Origin of the sequence: Streptomyces sp. 2131.1 (assembly GCF_900105515.1) — a bacterium.
GTDB classification, from domain to species: Bacteria; Actinomycetota; Actinomycetes; order Streptomycetales; family Streptomycetaceae; genus Streptomyces; species Streptomyces drozdowiczii.
Genome location: NZ_FNSY01000001.1, coordinates 1,451,910 through 1,471,731 on the forward strand (window position 1 = coordinate 1,451,910; position 19,822 = coordinate 1,471,731).

14 protein-coding genes and 1 riboswitch are annotated in these 19,822 nt (G+C 71.7%); of the genes, 9 read left to right on the forward strand and 5 right to left on the reverse strand.

The features are described 5' to 3' along the window. Window positions 1–41 precede the first annotated feature (41 nt). Window positions 42–539, reverse strand: coding sequence for an ATP-binding protein (locus tag BLW14_RS06450; protein WP_177153907.1), 498 nt, complete (start codon window positions 537–539; stop codon window positions 42–44). A 123-nt stretch (window positions 540–662) separates the two neighbouring features. On the opposite strand from BLW14_RS06450, the gene BLW14_RS06455 reads away from it, so the two are divergent. The 3 genes from BLW14_RS06455 (at window position 663) to BLW14_RS06465 (ending at window position 2,925) form a co-directional block, all read left to right on the forward strand. Then, window positions 663–1,517, forward strand: a complete 855-nt coding sequence (locus BLW14_RS06455) for a helix-turn-helix domain-containing protein (RefSeq protein ID WP_093705223.1) — start codon at window positions 663–665, stop codon at window positions 1,515–1,517. Next, window positions 1,514–1,702, forward strand: coding sequence for a DUF397 domain-containing protein (locus BLW14_RS06460; RefSeq protein WP_093705225.1), 189 nt, complete (start codon window positions 1,514–1,516; stop codon window positions 1,700–1,702). Before BLW14_RS06455 ends, BLW14_RS06460 begins: the two co-directional genes overlap by 4 nt. 227 nt (window positions 1,703–1,929) lie before the next feature. Further along, window positions 1,930–2,925, forward strand: coding sequence for a phosphotransferase family protein (locus BLW14_RS06465; protein ID WP_093705227.1), 996 nt, complete (start codon window positions 1,930–1,932; stop codon window positions 2,923–2,925). Window positions 2,926–2,978: 53 nt separating this feature from the next. On the opposite strand, the gene BLW14_RS06470 is transcribed toward BLW14_RS06465, so the two are convergent. Together BLW14_RS06470 and BLW14_RS06475 are read right to left on the reverse strand one after the other, a co-directional pair. Further along, window positions 2,979–4,367, reverse strand: coding sequence for a chitinase (locus tag BLW14_RS06470; protein WP_093705229.1), 1,389 nt, complete (start codon window positions 4,365–4,367; stop codon window positions 2,979–2,981). A 16-nt stretch (window positions 4,368–4,383) separates the two neighbouring features. Next, complete coding sequence (locus BLW14_RS06475) at window positions 4,384–6,522, reverse strand: ricin-type beta-trefoil lectin domain protein (protein WP_093705231.1); 2,139 nt, start codon at window positions 6,520–6,522, stop codon at window positions 4,384–4,386. A 397-nt stretch (window positions 6,523–6,919) separates the two neighbouring features. Between BLW14_RS06475 and BLW14_RS06480 the strand changes: the two genes are divergently transcribed. The 3 genes from BLW14_RS06480 (at window position 6,920) to BLW14_RS06490 (ending at window position 11,573) form a co-directional block, all read left to right on the forward strand. Beyond that, entirely contained in the window at window positions 6,920–8,155 is a 1,236-nt protein-coding gene (locus tag BLW14_RS06480) for a ThuA domain-containing protein (RefSeq protein ID WP_093705233.1), read from the forward strand. A gap of 127 nt (window positions 8,156–8,282) precedes the next feature. After that, complete coding sequence (locus BLW14_RS06485) at window positions 8,283–10,778, forward strand: SpaA isopeptide-forming pilin-related protein (RefSeq protein ID WP_093705235.1); 2,496 nt, start codon at window positions 8,283–8,285, stop codon at window positions 10,776–10,778. Between the two features lie 99 nt (window positions 10,779–10,877). After that, window positions 10,878–11,573, forward strand: a complete 696-nt coding sequence (locus BLW14_RS06490; RefSeq protein WP_093705237.1) for a L,D-transpeptidase — start codon at window positions 10,878–10,880, stop codon at window positions 11,571–11,573. Window positions 11,574–11,583: 10 nt separating this feature from the next. Here the strand turns inward: BLW14_RS06490 and cobN are convergent, their stop codons facing one another. Further along, on the reverse strand, window positions 11,584–15,255 hold the full coding sequence (cobN, locus tag BLW14_RS06495) for a cobaltochelatase subunit CobN (RefSeq protein WP_093705239.1): 3,672 nt from the start codon (window positions 15,253–15,255) through the stop codon (window positions 11,584–11,586). Window positions 15,256–15,321: 66 nt separating this feature from the next. Further along, window positions 15,322–15,476: riboswitch (cobalamin riboswitch) on the reverse strand. A gap of 38 nt (window positions 15,477–15,514) precedes the next feature. Between cobN and cobG the strand changes: the two genes are divergently transcribed. Genes cobG through BLW14_RS06510 form a run of 3 tightly spaced genes read left to right on the forward strand, consistent with a single transcriptional unit; the run spans window position 15,515 to window position 19,078 of the window. Further along, complete coding sequence (cobG, locus tag BLW14_RS06500) at window positions 15,515–16,888, forward strand: precorrin-3B synthase (protein WP_093705241.1); 1,374 nt, start codon at window positions 15,515–15,517, stop codon at window positions 16,886–16,888. Between the two features lie 58 nt (window positions 16,889–16,946). Further along, window positions 16,947–17,573, forward strand: a complete 627-nt coding sequence (locus tag BLW14_RS06505; RefSeq protein WP_093705243.1) for a precorrin-8X methylmutase — start codon at window positions 16,947–16,949, stop codon at window positions 17,571–17,573. Beyond that, window positions 17,570–19,078 (forward strand): precorrin-2 C(20)-methyltransferase, encoded by a 1,509-nt coding sequence (locus BLW14_RS06510; protein ID WP_093705245.1) that lies wholly within the window; start codon window positions 17,570–17,572, stop codon window positions 19,076–19,078. The genes BLW14_RS06505 and BLW14_RS06510 overlap by 4 nt, the downstream gene beginning before the upstream one ends. Here BLW14_RS06510 and BLW14_RS06515 read toward each other — a convergent pair. Further along, the gene (locus BLW14_RS06515; protein WP_093705247.1) at window positions 19,063–19,812 is read right to left on the reverse strand and encodes a cobalt-precorrin-6A reductase; all 750 of its coding nucleotides are present in this window, start codon (window positions 19,810–19,812) and stop codon (window positions 19,063–19,065) included. The genes BLW14_RS06510 and BLW14_RS06515 overlap by 16 nt on opposite strands. Between the last annotated feature and the right edge of the window lie 10 nt (window positions 19,813–19,822).

Genomic DNA, 19,822 nt, shown 5'->3' on the forward strand with positions numbered 1-19,822 from the left:
GCGTACGCCGACTCTGCCGTCCTCGCTCCCATGCCCTCACGCTAGTCCGCGCCGCCGACAGTCATGTCGTATTCCGCCCACACCGTCTTCCCCGGCGCCTGCGTCCTCGGGTACCAGCCCCAGCGGGTGGACAGGCCCTCGACCAGCAGCAGGCCTCGGCCGTCGTCCGCGAGCCCGGCGGCCGGGAGCTTGCCGGGGCGGGGCGGGACGCATTCGCCTCGGGTGTCGGTGACCTCGATCCGTGCGGTCGGACCGGGCCGCTCCACGAGGCGCAGCAGCAGGTGGAAGTCCCGGCCCTGTACGTGGCCGTGGCGCACCGCGTTCGCCGTCAGCTCGGCCGTGATCAGCACGACCGCCTCGTGCGTCTCGGTCCCGTACGGGAAGCCCCAGGCGTCCAGCCGTACGGCGGACAGGCGGCGGGCGAGCCTGGCGCCCCGGGGAGTCGAGGTGAACCGCATGTCGAAACCGGGGGTGCCCAAGTGGGGTGAGTGGTACGTGGGTTGCGTGGTGCGGCGGGGGCTGTCGATGTTGCTCGTCATGACCACGAGGCTCCCTCCGGTGGCGTAGCGTGACCAGCGGTGACACACCGACGCGATCTCCTTGTACGCGCGCTGTCGGCACCGGTACGTGAGGCACGGCGCGATCGAGCGAGGCAGGGTGCGATGACAGCGGAACAGGTGGAGCCCGAGGCGGCCGACGGTGCCCGCGCGGCGGACAAGGCGGGGCAGGACGTGGTCGTCGCCTTCGGGCAGACGCTGAAGACGTTACGCGTACGGGCGGGCTTGCAGCGCGAGGACCTCGGCCGGCGGCTGGGATACTCGGCGTCGACCATCGCCTCCTTCGAGCAAGGCCGCAGGATTCCACCGCCGAGGGCAATCGACCAGGCGGACAAGGAGCTTGGCGCGGACAACCTGCTGGTGGTGTGGAAGGAGCCGATGGAAAAGGCTCAGTACCCGCCGTTCTTCCAAGGCATGGCGCAGTTGGAGAAGCAAGCGATTGAGCTGTTGGTCTACGACACTCATGTGGTCAACGGCTTGCTGCAGACCGAGGAGTACACGCGGGCGCTGCTCGCCATGCGGCGGCCGTCTCTCGACCAGGAGACTGTCGAGCAACGCGTGGCTGCCCGGGTGGCGCGGCAAGACATCTTCGAGCGCCGCCCCACTCCCCTGCTGAGCTTCGTGATGGACGAGGCCGTCCTGCGGCATCGGTACGGCGGGCGAGAAGTGCTAAAGGGGCAGTTGGAGCACCTGCTGCTCCTCGGCGGGCGACGCAACGTCGAGCTCCAGGTGATGCCGACCGATTGCGAGGACAACGCAGGCGTGAACGGCCCGTTCACCGTCATCACGCGCAAGGATGGCAAGAAGTACCTGTATGTCGAGGCGCTGCACACCAGCACCCTGGCAACCGAGCCCGAACAGACGGTTCTCGCCGCCGCCCGCTATGGGATCATCCGGTCACAGGCTCTCAGTCCGCGAGAGTCACTGGCGTTCATCGAGAAGTTGCTGGGAGAACTATGAACAACAACGAACCTCTCGTCTGGTTCAAGAGCAGCTACAGCGGCACTGAGGGCGGCCAGTGCATCGAGGTCGCGGCCGGTACGGGCGCCGTGCACGTCCGTGACTCCAAAGTCGCGGCCGGGCCCGTCCTCCACGTGTCGCGCGACGCCTGGACCGGGCTCGTCGGGCTCGCCACGGCGGAGTAGTACACGCAGCGCTTGTACGCACCAGAGCCCCGTCGGACCGTAACGGACCGGCGGGGCTCTCGCCTGCGCGGATCCGGGGTGGGACAACTTACGTAGAGCTGGAGGCTGTTCGGGGAGCCACCCTGGCTCCATGGCCTCGCCACGGCCGACTAGTACAGCCTCCCCCTGTACGTGCCGGAGCCGGACCCCGCCGCTCCGGCGGATAAGGCGGATAAGGTCGACCGGTCATGGACTACGCACCGATCGACCGGGATCCCGGAGAGTTCCAGCAGCCCCTGAGCGCGGCCGAGATCGAGGCCGTCGTGCGGGCGGCCTTCGGCGAGGGCGCGGTCGTGCTGTCGGCGGCCGAACTCGCGGGTGGGTACTACAACAACACGTACAGGATCGACCTGGCCGGTGATGACCGACCCGTCGTGCTGCGCGTCGCGCCGGAGCCGGGCCGTCAGGCCAGGGCCGACCCGGAGATGATGCGCAACGAGCACGCCGGGGTGCCGTATCTGGCGCCTGTGGCGGGGCTGCTGCCGCACACCCTCGCGACCGACTTCACCCATCAGGTGGTCGGCCGGGACTACATGTTCCAGACGTTCCTGGCCGGTGTGCCCGCCGGGGAGGCGCTCCGTACGTACCCGGAGCCCGCGCGAGGCGCGTACTTCCGGCAACTGGGTGACATCACGTGCACCGTGCACGGCGTGCGCGGACCGGGGTTCGGCCGGGTCGCCGGACCCGTGCACGAGTCCTGGAGCGAGGCGCTGTTCACCTGGTTCGAGTACGCGTGCGCGGACCTCGCCGACGCCGGGCTCGATGCCGGTGACGTCACGAGGCTGGTCCGGCTGGCCGAGCGTGAGCGCGCCGTGCTCGACGAGGTCACCGAGCCGCGGCTGCTGCACGGGGACCTCTGGGTGGGGAACACCATGCTGGCCGAAGGGGCCCCGGAGCCGTTGATCACGGGTGTCTTCGACTGCGACAGGCTCTGGTGGGGCGACCCGGAGGCGGACTGGCCGGTCTATCTGGCGCTGCGCAAGCCGGGAGGCGAGCGCGATGCCTTCTGGGAGACGTACGGGCGGGTGGGCCGGACCGAGGGCGCCCGGTGGCGCGGGCTCGTCTACGAGGCGAGGCACGCCACCGCGTTGCTGCTGGAATTCCATCGGCTCGGCCTGGCCGACAGGGTGGCCGAGACGTACGGCGAGATCCGCGACCTCACCCACCGGCTGGCCATTCACTGACGCGGGCCCGGCTCCCCCCGTACAGGGAGCCGGGCCCGGTCACGCGCCGGCCGCTAGACCAGCGTCCACGACTGGTTCGCCGTGCCGCCGCAGGTCCAGATCTGGAGCTGGTTGCCGTCCGTGGTGCTCCAGTCCGTGACGTCCAGGCACTTGCCCGAACCGGCGTTGACCAGGCTGCCGTTGGCGCCGGTCGTCCAGGACTGGGCGCCGGAGCCGTTGCAGTCGTAGAGCTGGACCTTCGTGCCGTTGGCCGTGCCGGCGGCCGCGACGTCAAGGCACTTGCCCATCGCGCGGAAGGTGTTGCCGGTGCGGGTCCACTGCTGGGCGGATGTGCCGTTGCAGGTGTAGAGGTCGACCTTGGTGCCGTTGGCGCTGCTGGCACCGGCCACGTCGACGCACTTGCCGCCGTAGCCCTTGATGGCGGTCGTGCCGGCCGGTGGGTCGACGGGGCCGCCGCCGCCCGTGATCGCCTTGAACGTGTTGGTGAACTGCCAGGTGCTCTGCGGGGTGCCGCTTTCGCCCTGGTTGTCGCGGCCGAGGGACCAGAAGGTCAGTTCCTGGATGCCGTTGCTCGCGGCGAACGCCTCCAGTTCCTGGGCGTCCTGGGTGGTGAAGACCTCGGCGGCGGTGTCGTTGACGCCGATCATCGGGCAGTTGCCCTCCATCGCCCAGAGCTGGGCGGAGGACTTCTCGGTCCAGATCTGGCCGAGCTGGGTGTGCAGGCCCTTCGCGGCGCTGATCGCGGCCTGGCCCATGTCCATGGCGGGGCCGTAGTCCATGGTCATGATGTTGACCAGGTTGACGTTCAGGTTGTGGCTCTTGGCGTTCTTGAGGAGCGCGATGCCGTTGGACTCCAGGCCGCTGGGGCTGACCGGGAGGGTGAAGTCGACGTCGAGCTTGCGGCCCTGGGCCGCGTAGTCCTTCTGGAGGTTGGCCAGCGCCTGGTTGCGGCGGTCGTTGGCGGCGGTGTTGTCGAGCGTGCTGCCTTCGATGTCCAGGTCGATGCGGGTCAGGTTGAGCTGGTCGATGACCTTCTTGTACTGGGCCTGCATCGCGGACACCGAACCGCAGGAGGCCAGTTCGTTGCCGCTCGCGCCACCGAAGGAGGCGATGACGTCGCCGCCGGCCGCGCGCAGGCTGTTGATGGCGTTGTTCCAGCCGGAGTCGGTGACCGGGGTGTCACCGTTGATCGTGGCGTTGCAGGTGCCCTGGCTGATGATGAACGCCAGTGTGTAGTACTTGTTTCCGGTCGCGTTGTGCGCGTTCATCAGGCTGGACGGGCTGTTCCACATCTCCGCGTACGGGGCCGCGTAGTGGGCGGGGAAGCCGGGGCCGGGGTTGGCGGCTGCGGAGGCCGGGGTGGCCGTGGCGACCAGGCCGGCGGCGGCCAGGGGCAGCACGCCGAGCAGGGCGGTGAGCCATCTGCTGCGGGATCTGGGCATGGGGGGTCCCTCCGGTCTACGGGTAGGTGGTGAGGTACGCGACGTTGCTGCTGGGCGTGACGGCCGCCCCGGTGCCGTTGATGATGTGGCTGATCGTTCCGGCGCCGCCGAGGACGACGGTGACCATGTCGTGGAACTTCACGCCGGAGGTCTGGGGCACCTCGAAGGAGTGGTCCTCGACCACCGAGGGGTTGACGTTGAAGTAGGCGTAGCTGCCCAGACCCCACGCCTCGTGGCTGGTCACGGACGCGCCGACCTTGTACGCGGGGTAGCCGTTGGTGTTCCCGTTCTTCCAGGCGCTCTGGTTGGGCGGGTCGTACGGCAGCTCGTTCTGGAAGAAGTACGTGCGGCCGCCGTTGCCGTTCCAGATGACCTGCGTCTTCTGGTAGTGCTCGACGAACAGCCCGTACGCGGTGACGTTCTGACCGTTGACGACCAGCCCGGTGTCGGCGGTGTTGGTGTTCCAGCCGACCGTGCCGCCGTTGCCGTGGTCGGCGCGCCAGATCCAGGTGTGGTCGATGATCGTGTTGCTGGTGTTGACGACCAGCGACTGGGTCGCCTTGCCGACGGTCGCGCCGCCGATGCGGAAGAACACGTCGTTGAGCGTGACCGGGTTGGCGGCGTGGTTGGCGGAGGAGCCGTCGGGGCCGATCCGCATCAGGGTCTGGGAGTTGGTCGTACCGGCGTCGACCAGGACACCCGCGATCTTGATGCCGTCCACGTCGGCCGTGGTGAGCGCGGTGATGCCGTTGTCCGGGATGAGCGTGGCGAGGCCCATGCCGAGGACGACCGTGTCGGGGCGGGTGACGTTGAGCGTCTGGTTGAGGTGGTAGACGCCCGGGGTGATCAGCAGGTTCTTGCCGGCGGCCAGGGCGGCGTTCATGTCGGCCGCGCTCGCGCCGGGCTTGGCGATGTAGAAGTCGTCCAGCGGCAGCGACGAACCCGCCTGGGTCTTGCCGCTCCAGGTAGTGGCCGAGGCGTTGGTCTGGGCGGCGGGTACGAACACCTTCCAGGCGCCCGCGTCGTCGACGTACAGGAAGGGCTTCTCGCGGTTGACCGGGGCGGAGGCGACGGTGGTGTAGGTCGGGAAGGACTGGGCGGGGGCACCCTGGTCGCCGACGAAGACCATGTTCCAGTTGGAGCCGGACCAGGATCCCATCCGCGTGTTCTTGGTCAGGAACTGCTGCTGGCTGCCCGACTGGATCTGGCCGTCGATCTTCGAGTCGGAGATGAAGCCGCCGCTGGACCAGCCGCCGTCGTCCAGCTTGAGGTTCCCGCGCACGTGCATGCGCCGGTAGGGGGCCGCCTGGGACACGGCCCAGCGGTCGCTGCCGCCGTTCGGCGTGACGGAGAGGTTCTCGGCGTCGCGCCAGAAGTTCTGGGTGGCGTTGCCCTGGAACCAGTCGGCCTCGGCGTGGACCGCGCCGTTGATGTTCACCGCGTCCGGGGACAGGCCGAGGCCGGCGACCTGGGTGTAGAAGCCGACGTTGACGTCCGCGCTGTACGTGCCCGGCTTGAACAGCACCGCGTAGCGCTGGGAGCCGAACTGGTTGGACTGCTGCTGGCTGAAGATGCTGTTCAGCTTCGACTGGATGGACGAGGCGGACATCGACGGGTCGAAGATCACCGTGTTCGGTCCGAGGTCCGGGTTGTCGCCCGTGGGCGGGTCCGTGGGGTCGGTCGGGTCCACGGCGCCGGAGAAGCTCCACTTCTGGTTGCCCGTGCCGGCGCAGTCCCAGATCTGAAGGCGGGCGCCGTCCGCGCTGCTGTTGTCCTTGATGTCCAGGCACTTGTTCGCGGCGGTGTTGACCAGGTCCCCTGCGGAGGTCAGCCGCCACTTCTGGCTGGCGACGCTCCCGTAGCAGGTCCACAGGTGGACGGCGGTCCCGTTGGCCGTGCCGTTCGCGGCCAGGTCCAGGCACTTGCCCTTCGCGGTCAGCGAGCCGTCGCCGTTCAGCGTCCAGCTCTGGTTCTGACTGCCGGGGTAGCACGTCCACATCTGGGCGGGCGTGCCGTCGGCGGTCGAACCGTCGGTGACGTCGAGGCACTTGCCGGTGCCGGTGTTGGTCAGCGCGCCGGGCGTCGCGGCGCCGGCGGTTCCCGAGCCGAGGGCGACCAGGGCACCGGCGGCGGCCAGGGAAGCGGACAGGGCCATGGCCAGGGGGGCGGTCCGCCGTCTGCGGCGATGGGGTGAACGAGGCATGGGGAGCCTTCCCGTGGTGGGGGGTGTGGGGCAGGTGCATGACAGGAACTCGGCCGACGCCTTATTTCAAGCCGTGAAGCTAGAGGCGGCGCCGACCGCCCGTCAACCCCCTGCACGGGCCGGCATTTCACCTTCTGTAGGCACTCGGCCCGCGATCCCGTGAAACCCCAGGACTCTTGTACGCCTTCTGAAATCGCAGGTCACCCGCGCTGACATGCAGCGTTCGAGTTGTGCGCGATTTTCTGCCAGGAAGGTTTCCTGACAGAAACCTTGACGGGCTGTCGTGGACACGCGCAGACTCCGGTTCTGCTCGGCCGCTGCGCTCCTCCGCCCACCACGGGAGTCCCCCATGCGCGTCAGACACGGCACCGCCCTCCTGCTCCGGCTCCTCGCCCTCGCCACGCTCGTCCTCGGCCTGCAGGCGGCCCCGGCGCACGCCGCCCCCGCCGCCGGTACGTTCCGGGTGCTGGCCTTCTACGACGGCACCTACGACGCGGCGCACATCAGCTTCGACCGCGAGGCCAACACCTGGTTCGCCCAGCAGGGCGCCGCCCACGGCTTCACGTACACCGCCACCACCGACTGGAGCCGGCTCAACAGCACCGAACTGGCGGGCTACCAGGTCGTGATGTTCCTCGACGACTACCCGCACACCGCCTCCCAGCGCTCCGCGTTCCAGTCGTACGTGCAGAACGGCGGCGGGTTCGTCGGCTTCCACGTCTCCGCGTTCAACACGGACACCAGCGACTGGCCCTGGTACCACAACACCTTCCTCGGCACCGGTACCTTCCGGTCCAACACGTGGGGCCCCACGCAGGAGACGCTGCGCGTCGACGACCCCGGGCATCCGGCGACGGCGGGGCTCCCCGCCACCATCACCTCGTCGGTCAGCGAGTGGTACAGCTGGCAGAACGACCTGCGGAAGAACCCCGCGATCGACGTCCTCGCCTCGATGGACCCCTCGACGTTCCCCATCGGGACCGACCCCAACCAGACCTGGTACAGCGGGGATTACCCGATCGTGTGGAGCAACCGCGACTACCGGATGGTCTACAACAACTTCGGCCACAACGCGATGGACTACGCGACGAACACCGCCCTGTCCTCCACGTTCGCGAGCGCCCGGCAGAACCAACTCCTGCTCCAGGAGATCGCCTGGGCCGCCGGGCAGGACGGCGGCCCGGTCACCCCGCCCGACGGCGCCACCGGCCGCATCACCGGCTACGGCGGCAAGTGCGTCGACGTGCCGGGCGCGAGCTCCGCCAACGGAGCGGCCGTGCAGCTCTACGACTGCAACGGCACCGAAGCCCAGCGCTGGACGACCGGCTCCGACGGCACCCTGAAGGCGCTCGGCAAGTGCCTGGACATCACCGCCGCGGGGACCGCGAACGGCACCAAGGCGCAGCTCTACGACTGCAACGGCTCCGGGGCGCAGGTCTGGCAGCACCGGAGCAGCGGCGAACTGTTCAACCCCGCGTCCGGCAAGTGCCTCGACGCGACCGGGCCCAGCTCGGCCAACGGCACCCGGCTCCAAATCTGGACCTGCTATGCCAGTGCCAACCAGCAGTGGACGCTGCCCGCCTGACCCGCGGACGGAGGGGCGGGACCCGGCGGGTCCCGCCCCTCCGTCCGGGTGACCCCTTCCCGCTGGACAGCGCAACGTCTCGTGTCGCGCGCGCGGGCGCGGCCGCCGGGCTGCCCACGATGCCGCCATGACACCCACGCCCAAACGTTTCGCCGCGTTGCGCTCACGCGCCCGCACCACCGGCGCCGCGTGCGCCGTCCTGGCGACCGTCGTCCCCGCCTTCACCCTCGGCCTCGGCGCGGCGCCGGCCGCCGCCGCGCCCCTGCCCGGCGGGCTCGGGCCGTGCGTGCCCGGCGACTGCCCCGACCCGTTCCCCGACGCCAACAACGGACCGATCGCCGGCCGGGACGACGGCATCAACATCTTCGTGGGCGACGACTTCCTGGTCCGGGGGCGTGCGGCGGAGGCCGAGGGCCGGGTCGTCGTGCTCGACGACTTCGACCAGAACAAGAACACGGAAGCGGGCGGGCTGTACAACCTCGGGATCGTCGGGGTCGGGTCGCGCGTCGCGCCGCCCGTCGACTCGGACTTCCTGGCCGCCGGCGGCAACGTGACCATCGCGCCCGGCCAGACCCTGGACACGACGGGCGGCCTCGTCGACGAGCTGGGCACCGTGCGGTACGCGGGCACGCAGACCGGGACCGTCACCGGGAGGACGATCCAGGACGACGACGCGACGGCCCCGTACGTGGGCCTGCGCGACGAGCTGACGGCTGCCAGCCAGTGCTACGCGCGGCCGGACGGCACGACCCGGACGCCCACCGGGACCGCGGTCAACGAGGGCTACCGGACGCTGTTCACCGGCGACGGGGCGTCGAGCCTCCAGGTCTTCAATGTCGACTTCGACCTGGTCAACCCGAACTCGCCCAACGGAAGCCAGGACATCCAGTTCACGGGCATCCCCGACGACGCGACGATCCTGGTCAACGTGGTCGGCGAGAACCGGGTCATCAACACCACCAGCGGGAGCGCCACGCTGGGCCAGTACCGCGAGCGGCTGCTGTGGAACCTGCCCGACGCCACCACGGCGTCCTTCATCGGGTCCGGGCAGTTCCAGAGCAGCGTCCTGGTGGGCGAGCAGGCGTCCATGACCACGGTGAGCCTGCCCGGTATGAACGGCAGGTTCTTCACCACCGGCTCGCTCACCCACACCAGCGACAACGCCGGGGTGGAGTTGCACGCGTACCCGTTCGACGGCGACCTGCCGGACTGCAACGGTCCGCAGACGGTGACCGGCGCGGTGAGCGTGCTGAAGACCGATGCGGAGACCGGTGACCCGCTCGCCGGGGCGGACTTCGAGCTATGGCGCGAGACCAACGACACGCCCGGCCTCCAGACCGACGGTGCCGAGCCGGACACCCACGTCTCCGATTGCACGACCCCGGCGAACGGCGTCTGCAGCGACACCACGACCGTGGGCACGTACTACTGGCGCGAGACCGAAGCCCCCGACGGCTACAACCTCCCCGACCCCAACGTTTTCGGCCCGCTGGTCCTGACCGAGGACAACGCGGACCAGGGCGTCCAGGTCGAGGCCGTCAACAGCCAGACACCCGTGCCGCCGGTGACCGGTGAGGTCCGCGTACGCAAGACCGACTCCGACACCGGTGATCCGCTGGCCGGGGCCGACTTCGAGTTGTGGCGCGAGACCAACGGCGTCGACGGCCTCCAGACCGACGGCACCGACCCGGACACCCACGTCTCCGACTGCACGACCCCCGCGAACGGCGTCTGCACCGCGACGACGATCCCCGGCACCTACTACTGGCGCGAGATCGAAGCCCCGGACGGCTACGACCTCCCCGACCCCGACGTCTTCGGGCCGCTGACCCTCACCGAGGACAACGCCGAGGACGGCGTCCAGGCCGAGGCCGTCAACAACCGGACGGCCGTGCCGCCCGTGACCGGTGAGGTCCGCGTCCACAAGACCGACGCCGAGACCGGTGACCCGCTCGCCGGGGCCGACTTCGAACTGTGGCGCGAGACCAACAACACGCCGGGGCTCCAGACGATCGGCATCAACCCCGACACCCACGTCTCGGACTGCACCACCCCGGCGAACGGCATCTGCTCCGACACCACCACCCCGGGTACGTACTACTGGCGCGAGACCGGGGCCCCGGACGGCTACGAGCTGCCCGACCCCAACGTTTTCGGGCCGTTGACGCTCACCGAGGACAACGCCGAGGACGGCGTGCAGATCGAGGCCGTCAACACCAAGGAGCCCGTGCCTCCCGTGACCGGTTCGCTGACCCTGGACAAGACGGACGCGAAGAACGGTCAGCCGCTGCCCGGAGCCGTCTTCGAGCTGTGGCGCGAGAGCAACGACGTGCCGGGGCTCCAGACGACCGGGGGCAACCCGGACACCCTGGCCGACGCGGGCTGCTCGACCGACGAGGACGGGCACTGCACGTTCGACGACCTGCCGCTCGGTGAGTACTACCTCCGCGAGATCGCCGTACCGGAGGGCTACGTCCTGCCGGCGAACCCCGTCTCGGGTCCGTTCGAGGTGACGGAGGAGAACAGCGAGGAGGGCGTCACCGTGGAGCTGGCCAACGACCGCGGTGAGCCGTGCAAGGGCAAGGACTGCAAGGACGACACGCACAAGGCCGCTCGCGGCTGACGCGATCACCCGCCCGGCCGCCCACCCGTGGGCGGCCGGGCTTTTGCGCTGATTGGCTCGGCAGTACACCGTTCCCGTCATCCCGCAGGAGGTCCCGTCGTGCCCCGTCCCCACCGCCTCGTCGGTGCCGCAGTCGCCACGGCGGCCACGGCGCTGCTCTGCACCGCGGCCCCCTCGGCCGCCTCCCCCGGCCGCGACAGCGCGTGCACCGCGCCGGCCGGCCCGTACCAGCGGCAGCTGGAGAAGCACCTCGGGCTGCCCGTCGACGGGCGTCAGTCGGACGCCGACTGCCGGGCCATCCGGTCCTTCCAGACCGAGCGGGGCCGCCCCCACCCCGACGGGTTCGCCGACCTCGGCACGTACCGCGCGATGCTCGTCGTCGAGGCGACGCCGGACCCGAACGCCGCCGGGAACTGCCCCGTCGAGACCGGCCGGGTGACCTGCGTCGACATGGACCGCCAGCTGCTGTGGGTGCAGAAGGGCAAGAAGGTCGCCTTCGGGCCCGTGCCCATCCGTACGGGCCGCGACGCCGAGGAGACGCGGCCCGGGCGGCACACCATCTACTGGCGCGACCGCGACCACGTCTCCGACATCTACGACGACGCCCCGATGCCGTACTCCCAGTTCTTCGACGGCGGTCAGGCGCTGCACGGACACCCGGGCGACCTCTACGACGGCGGCGGCTCGGCGGGCTGCGTCAACCTCACCGTGGACGACGCGGCGAAGCTGTGGGACCTGCTCGCGCTCGACGACGTCGTCTACGTATGGGGTGTGAAGCCCGGCACCGGCGGCTGAGGCCGGTGGCTCAGTCCTCGCCCTCCAGGTTTCCTTCCGTCTCCAGGAAGACCTGGCGCAGTGCTTCGAGGACCGCCGGGTCGGGCTTGGCCCACATGCCGCGCGACTCGGCCTCCAGCAGCCGTTCCGCGATGCCGTGCAGGGCCCACGGGTTGGCCTGTTCGAGGAAGGCGCGGTTGGTGGGGTCCAGCACGTAGGTCTCGGTCAGCTTGTCGTACATCCAGTCCGCGACCACGCCCGTCGTGGCGTCGTACCCGAAGAGGTAGTCGACGGTCGCGGCGAGCTCGAAGGCCCCCTTGTAGCCGTGGCGGCGCATCGCCTCGATCCACTTGGGGTTGACGACGCGGGCGCGGAAGACGCGGGAGGTCTCCTCGGTCAGCGTCCGGGTGCGGACCGTCTCGGGACGGGTCGAGTCCCCGATGTACGCCTCCGGGGCCTTGCCCTTCAACGCGCGGACCGTGGCGACCATGCCGCCGTGGTACTGGAAGTAGTCGTCGGAGTCCGCGATGTCGTGCTCGCGGGTGTCGGTGTTCTTCGCCGCCACCGCGATGCGCTTGTACGCGGTCTCCATCTCCTCCCGGGCCGGGCAGCCGTCCAGGTCGCGGCCGTAGGCGTAGCCGCCCCAGGTCGTGTAGACCTCGGCGAGGTCGGCGTCGGTGCGCCAGTCGCGGGAGTCGATGAGCTGGAGCAGCCCGGCGCCGTACGTGCCGGGGCGGGAGCCGAAGATACGGGTGGTGGCGCGGCGTTCGTCGCCGTGCGCGGCCAGGTCCGCCTGCGCGTGCGCCCGTACGTGGTTGATCTCGGCCGGTTCGTCGAGCGAGGCGGCCAGCCGGACCGCGTCGTCGAGCAGGCCGATGGTGTGCGGGAACGCGTCGCGGAAGAAGCCGCTGATGCGGAGGGTGACGTCGATGCGGGGGCGGCCCAGCTCCTCGGCCGGGATCGCCTCCAGGCCGGTGACGCGGCGCGAGGCGTCGTCCCAGACCGGGCGGATGCCGAGCAGGGCGAAGGCCTCGGCCACGTCGTCGCCGGCGGTGCGCATGGCGCTCGTACCCCAGAGGGAGAGGCCGACGGAGACCGGCCAGTCGCCGTTGTCCTCGCGGTAGCGGTTGAGGAGCGAGTCGGCGAGGGCCTGGCCGGTTTCCCAGGCGAGGCGGGAGGGGACGGCCTTCGGGTCGACGGAGTAGAAGTTGCGGCCGGTCGGGAGGACGTTGACGAGGCCCCGGAGCGGGGAGCCGGAGGGGCCGGCGGGGACGAATCCGCCGTTGAGGGCGTGTACGCAGTGGGTGAGCTCGTCTTCGGTGCGGGCCAGGCGGGGGGCGACCTCGTCGGCCGCGAAATTGAGGATCGCGGCCACGTCCGGGGTCAGGTCGTGGAGGAGCGTGCTGGTCGGCTGCTCGGGGCTCTGCCCCGGACCCCGCTGCTCAATCGCCGCAGGGGCTTGATTTGCCGGTCCGATGGCCGACGGGTCCCAGTTCGCGTCCTCCATCGCCTGGACCAGGGCGCGCGCCCGGTCCTCCACCGTGTCCGCGTCCGTGCGGGTGGCCGCCGACTCGTCCAGGCCCAGGGCCTCGCGAAGGCCGGGGAGGGAGGTCTTGCCGCCCCAGATCTGGCGGGCCCGGAGGATCGCGAGGATCAGGTTGACCCGGGCGGAGCCCGTCGGCGCGGCGCCCAGGACGTGGAGGCCGTCGCGGATCTGGACGTCCTTGATCTCGCAGAGCCAGCCGTCGAGATGCATGATGAAGTCGTCGAAGCCCTCGTCCTCGGGGCGTCCTTCGATGCCCAGGTCGTGGTCGAGCTTCGCGGCCTGGATCAGGGTCCAGATCTGGGCGCGGATCGCCGGCAGCTTGGCCGGGTCCATGGCCGCGATCTGGGCGTGCTCGTCCAGGAGTTGTTCGAGGCGGGCGATGTCACCGTAGCTGTCGGCGCGGGCCATCGGCGGCACCAGGTGGTCGACGAGCGTGGCGTGCACCCGGCGCTTGGCCTGGGTGCCCTCCCCCGGGTCGTTGACGAGGAACGGGTAGACGAGCGGGAGGTCGCCGAGGGCCGCGTCCGGGCCGCACGCGGCGGACAGGCCCGCGTTCTTGCCGGGCAGCCACTCCAGGTTGCCGTGCTTGCCGAGGTGGATCATCGCGTCGGCGCCGAAGCCGTTGTCCTCGGCGCGGGCGGCGATCCAGCGGTAGGCGGCCAGGTAGTGGTGCGAGGGCGGCAGATCGGGATCGTGGTAGATCGCGATCGGGTTCTCGCCGAAGCCGCGCGGCGGCTGGATCAGGATGAGCAGGTTGCCCCGGCGCAGTGCGGCCAGGACGATGTCGCCCTCCGGGTTGCGGGAGCGGTCCACGAACATCTCGCCGGGCGGCGGGCCCCAGTGCTGCTCGACGGCCTCACGGAGTTCGGCGGGGAGCATGGCGTACCAGCGGCGGTAGTCGGCGGCGGGGATGCGGACCGGGTTGCGGGCGAGCTGTTCCTCGGTGAGCCACTCCTGGTCGTGGCCGCCCGCCTCGATGAGGGCGTAGATCAGCTCGTCGCCGTCGCCGGACGCGAGGCCGGGGACCTCCTCCGTACCGAAGTCGTAGCCCTCCTCGCGCAGTCGGCGCAGCAGGGCGACCGCGCTGGCGGGGGTGTCGAGGCCGACGGCGTTGCCGATACGGGAGTGCTTGGTCGGGTACGCGGAGAGGACGAGCGCGAGGCGCTTCTCGGCGTTCGGGATGTGGCGCAGCCGGGCGTGGCGGACGGCGATGCCGGCGACGCGGGCGGCTCGTTCGTCGTCGGCGACGTAGGAGGGCAGCCCGTCCTCGTCGATCTCCTTGAAGGAGAACGGGACGGTGATCAGGCGGCCGTCGAACTCGGGGACGGCGATCTGGCTCGCGGCGTCCAGCGGGGAGACGCCCTCGTCGTTGTCCTGCCAGTCGGTGTGGGAGCTGGTGAGGCAGAGCGCCTGGAGGATCGGGACGTCGAGCGCGGTGAGGGCGCCCGCGTCCCAGGACTCGTCGTCGCCGCCGGCCGACGCCTCGGCGGGCCGGGTGCCGCCCGCCGCGAGGACCGTGGTGACGATCGCGTCGGCGGACCGCAGGGTCTCGATCAGCTCGGGTTCGGGGGTGCGCAGCGAGGCGACGTACAGCGGGAGGGCGCGGGCGCCCTGGGCCTCGACGGCGCGGCACAGCGTCTCGATGAACGCGGTGTTGCCGCTCATGTGGTGGGCGCGGTAGTAGAGCACCGCGACCGTGGGGGCGCCGTCCAGGGTCTCGCGGGGCGTGCGCTCCAGCGGGCCCCAGGAGGGCGCGGCGGCGGGGGGTTCGAAGCCGTGGCCGGTGAGCAGGACGGTGTCGGACAGGAAGCGGGCGAGCTGGTCCAGGTTGGCGGGGCCGCCGTGCGCGAGGTAGGCGTGGGCCTCGGCGGCGATGCCGATCGGGACGGTGGACGCGGCCATCAGCTGGGCGTCGGGGGCCTGTTCGCCGGTGAGGACGACGACGGGGCGGCCGGTGGCCAGGACCTGGTCGAGTCCGTCCTGCCAGGCGCGGACACCGCCGAGGAGGCGAACGACGACGAGGTCGGTGCCTTCCAGCAGGGCGGGCAGGTCCTGGAGCGGGAGCCGGGAGGGGTTCGCGTACCGGTAGCTGACCGGTCCGCCGGAGGCGCGGGCGCTGAGCAGGTCGGTGTCGGACGTCGACAGGAGCAGGATCATGCGGCGTCTGGCCTTCCTCGGGGTGTCCACGCCCCGGGCGGTGTCGAGAGCTCCCCTGCCCGGACCTGCCGAACGTACGGGGAAGGGAGTTCCTGGCTCGCCCGGTCCCGGTGGGACCAAGCTCACAGTGGCGGGACCGCGCCGGATTCACACCGGGCTTCCTCCCCTGTCGCCGTCTGTGGCGACGACGGACCCGGAGGTCCGTCACTGGGCATAGTAAGGGCCCGGGGGCGACGATGGGTCATACGGATCGGATGAGATGGTCGGTATGCTCGCCGCCATGCCTCCCCCAGCCCCCCGTTTCGCGCAGCCCGGTGACGCCCGTTTCCGGGCTCGTGGCGACGCCTGTCCCGGTGCGCTGCGGCTCCACCGGGCGGACGACGGGGCGTTGGCGCGGGTCCGGGTGCCTGGTGGCGTGCTGTCCTGGGAGCAGGCGGACGGGCTGCGGGAGTTGGCCGGCCGACTGGGCGATGGTGAGCTGTATCTCACTTCGCGCGGCAATGTGCAGCTGCGCGGGCTGGGTGCGGAGTGCGGCGGTGAACTGGCCTCCCGGATGAACGAAATGGGGCTTTTGCCCTCCGAACGGCATGAGCGGGTCCGCAATGTGGTGGCCTCCCCGCTGTCCGGGCTCGACGGTCTCGGTGTCCGCGACGTCCGCCCGTGGCTGACCGCGCTGGACGCGCTGGTGTGCGCGAGCGGGGAGGCGATCGGACTTTCGGGCCGGTTCCTGTTCGCGCTCGACGACGGACGCGGCGATGTGGACGCACTGGGCGCGGATGTGACGCTGCGGGCGCGGGGAGGCGGGGACGCGGAGCTGCGGGTCGGGGCGCTGGAGTCGGTGGCGCTGGTTCCGGCGGACGAGGCGCCGGGGGCCGCGCTGCTCGCGGCGCTGGCGTTCCTGGAGGCGGCGGGAGGGACCGGCGGCGCCTCGGGTTCACGTAGTTCTTCCGGTTCCGGTGCGTGGCGGGTGGCGGAGCTGGCGGACGGCGGTGCGTCGTTGTTCGACGCGGTGGTACGGCGGTTGCGTGCCTCCGGGCTGCCCGTCGACCTCGGGACCGTACCGGTGCCGGACGCGGCTCCCCCGGCGCTCGGCGTGGTGACCGGCCCCGGGGACACGGACGCGCTGTCCGTCGGGCTGCCGCTCGGGCGGGCCGACGCGGCGCGGTGGCGGGCGCTGACGGACCTCGCCCGGGACCACGGCGCCGGCGAACTGCGGCTCACCCCGTGGCGCGGAGTCGTCGTACCCGGCGTGCGGCGGGACCGGGCGCCCGGAGCGCTCGACGCGATGGAGGCCGTCGGCCTGGTCACCGGGGACCGCTCGCCGTGGACCGGGGTGGGCGCCTGCGTCGGGCGGCCCGGATGCGCCAAGTCCCTGGCCGATGTGCAAGGTGACGCGGCGGCGGCCCTGCCCGTCGCACCGCGCGCGGACGCGCTGCCGGTCCACTGGTCCGGGTGCGAACGGCGGTGCGGCCACCCCCGTGGCGAGTGGGTCGACGTCGTCGCCGGACCGGACGGCGGCTACCGGGTCTCCGTCGTACGGGACGGCGGGCGGACCGGGGAGCCCCAGCACGTCACCGGCGACCCCGCCGCGCTGGCCACCGCCGTGGCGACGGCCCGCATCACCCGTAACTGACCGCACGACCCCACGACTTCCTGCCCGACCCCCGCCCGATGAAGAGAGCGACACCACTGTGCACGAGTACGAGAAGGACGGACCGGCCATCTATCGCCAGTCCTTCGCCACCATCCGGGCGGAGGCGGACCTCGCCGGCCTGCCCGCGGACGTGAGCCAGGTCGCGGTCCGGATGATCCACGCCTGCGGCATGGTCGACCTCGTACGCGACATCGGCTATTCGCCCGGCGCGGTCGCCCGCGCCCGCGCCGCGCTGCGGGCCGGCGCACCCATCCTGTGCGATGTGGCCATGGTCGCCAGCGGTGTCACCCGCAAGCGGCTGCCCGCGGACAACGAGGTCGTGTGCACCCTGTCCGACCCGGCGGTGCCCGGGCTCGCGGCGGAGCTGGGCACGACCCGCTCGGCGGCGGCCCTGGAGCTGTGGCGGGACCGCCTGGAGGGTGCGGTCGTGGCCGTCGGGAACGCGCCGACCGCCCTGTTCCGGCTGCTCGAAATGATCGAGGAGGGGGCCCCGCGCCCGGCGGCGGTCATCGGAGTGCCGGTCGGCTTCGTCGGCGCCGCCGAGTCCAAGGACGCCCTGGCCGCCCACCCGTCCGGTCTCGACCACCTGATCGTGCGCGGCCGCCGCGGCGGGAGCGCCATCGCCGCCGCCGCGCTCAACGCCATCGCCAGCGAGGAAGAGTGACCGTGAGCGAGCAGAACTCGGGACGGCTGTACGGGGTCGGGCTCGGCCCCGGCGACCCGAACCTGATGACCCTGCGCGCGGTGGAGGTCATCGCCGGGGCGGACGTCGTCGCGTACCACAGCGCCCGGCACGGCCGGTCGATCGCCCGTTCCATCGCGGCGAAGCACCTGCGCGCCGACCACATCGAGGAGGCCCTGGTCTACCCCGTCACGACGGAGACCACGGACCACCCGGGCGGCTACCGGGGCGCGTTGGAGGACTTCTACACCGAGGCGGCTGCCCGGCTCGCCGTGCACCTGGACGCGGGGCGCACGGTCGCCGTGCTCGCCGAGGGCGACCCGATGTTCTACGGCTCGTACATGCACATGCACAAGCGACTGGCCGACCGCTACCCGACCGAGGTGGTCCCCGGGGTCACCTCGGTCAGCGCGGCGGCCGCACGGCTCGGCACCCCGCTCGCGGAGGGCGAGGAGGTCCTGACGATCCTGCCCGGCACCCTGCCGGAGGAGGAGCTGACCGCCAGGCTGGCCGCGACCGACGCGGCCGTGGTGATGAAGCTCGGCCGTACCTTCCCCGCCGTGCGCCGGGCGTTCGAGGCGTCGGGCCGGCTGCCCGAGGCCCGCTACGTCGAGCGCGCCACGATGGCCGGTGAGCGGCTGGGCGAACTCGCGGACACGGAGGCGGACTCGGTGCCGTACTTCGCGGTCGCCGTCCTGCCGAGCCGGATCGACGCCCGCCCCGAACGGGCCCCGGGCGACGGCGAGGTGGCGGTCGTCGGCACGGGTCCGGCGGGCCCGCTGTGGCTGACGCCCGAGACGCGCGGCGCGCTGGCCGCCGCCGACGACCTGGTCGGCTACACCACGTACCTGGACCGGGTGCCGGTCCGGCCGGGGCAGATACGGCACGGCTCGGACAACAAGGTGGAGTCGGAGCGGGCCGAGTTCGCGCTCGACCTGGCGCGGCGCGGGCGGCGGGTGGCCGTCGTGTCCGGCGGCGACCCCGGGGTCTTCGCCATGGCGACGGCGGTCCTCGAAGTGGCGTCGCAGGAGGAGTACGCGGACGTGCCGGTGCGGGTGCTGCCCGGGGTGACGGCGGCCAACGCGGCGGCGGCCCGGGCGGGTGCGCCGCTGGGCCACGACTACGCGACGATCTCGCTCTCGGACCGGCTCAAGCCGTGGGAGGTCATCGCGGAGCGGCTGCGGGCCGCCGCGTCGGCGGACCTGGTGCTCGCGCTGTACAACCCCGGTTCGCGGAGCCGGACCTGGCAGGTCGGCAAGGCCCGCGACCTGCTCCTCGAACACCGCTCGCCGGACACGCCCGTGGTCCTCGGCCGGGACGTCGGCGGACCGGCCGAGAGCGTACGGACCGTGCGCCTGGCGGACCTCGATCCGGCCGACGTGGACATGCGCACGATCCTCGTCGTCGGGTCGTCGCAGACCCGGTGGGAACGGCGGGGCGAGGACCGGCAGATCGTGTGGACGCCCCGCCGCTACCCGGAGAACTGATCCGTCAGCCAGGCCAGCGCCTCCTCCGGTCCGCCGGCCACCGCGCCCCCCTCGGGGACCGGTGGCCGGCGGACCACCACGACCGGGATGCCCGCCTCGCGGGCGGCGGCCAGCTTGGGGGCGGTGGCGGCGCCGCCGCTGTCCTTGGTGACGAGGACGTCGATCCGGTGGCGGCGGATCAGCTCGCGCTCTCCTTCGAGGGTGAAGGGGCCCCGGTCGAGCAGGGTCTCCATGCGCGCCGGGTACGGCGGTTCCGGGGCGTCCACGGACCGCGTCAGGAACCACAGGCCGTCCAGGCCCGCGAAGGCGGCGAGCCCCATCCGCCCGGTGGTGAGGAAGACGCGCCGCCCCAGGGCGGGCAGTGCGTCGGCCGCCTCGGCCAGGGAGCCGACCGGGTGCCAGTCGTCGCCGTCCCCGGGCACCCAGCCGGGCCGGCGCAGCATGAGCAGGGGAACATGGGCGGCGGCAGCGGCGCGGGCCGCGTTGAAGGTGATCGTCCCGGCGAAAGGATGGGTGGCGTCGATGAGCGCGCGCACCCGGTGCGAGCGGAGCCAGTCCGCGAGCCCCTCGGCTCCGCCGAAGCCCCCGACCCGGACTTCCCCCGGCGGGAGCTTCGGCCGGGCCACCCGGCCGGCCAGTGAGCTGGTGACCCTGCTCCCGGCGGGCAGCCGGGCCACCAGCAACTCGGCGAGGCGGCGGGCCTCCGTCGTCCCGCCCAGAATCAGTACGTGCACAGGGACCATC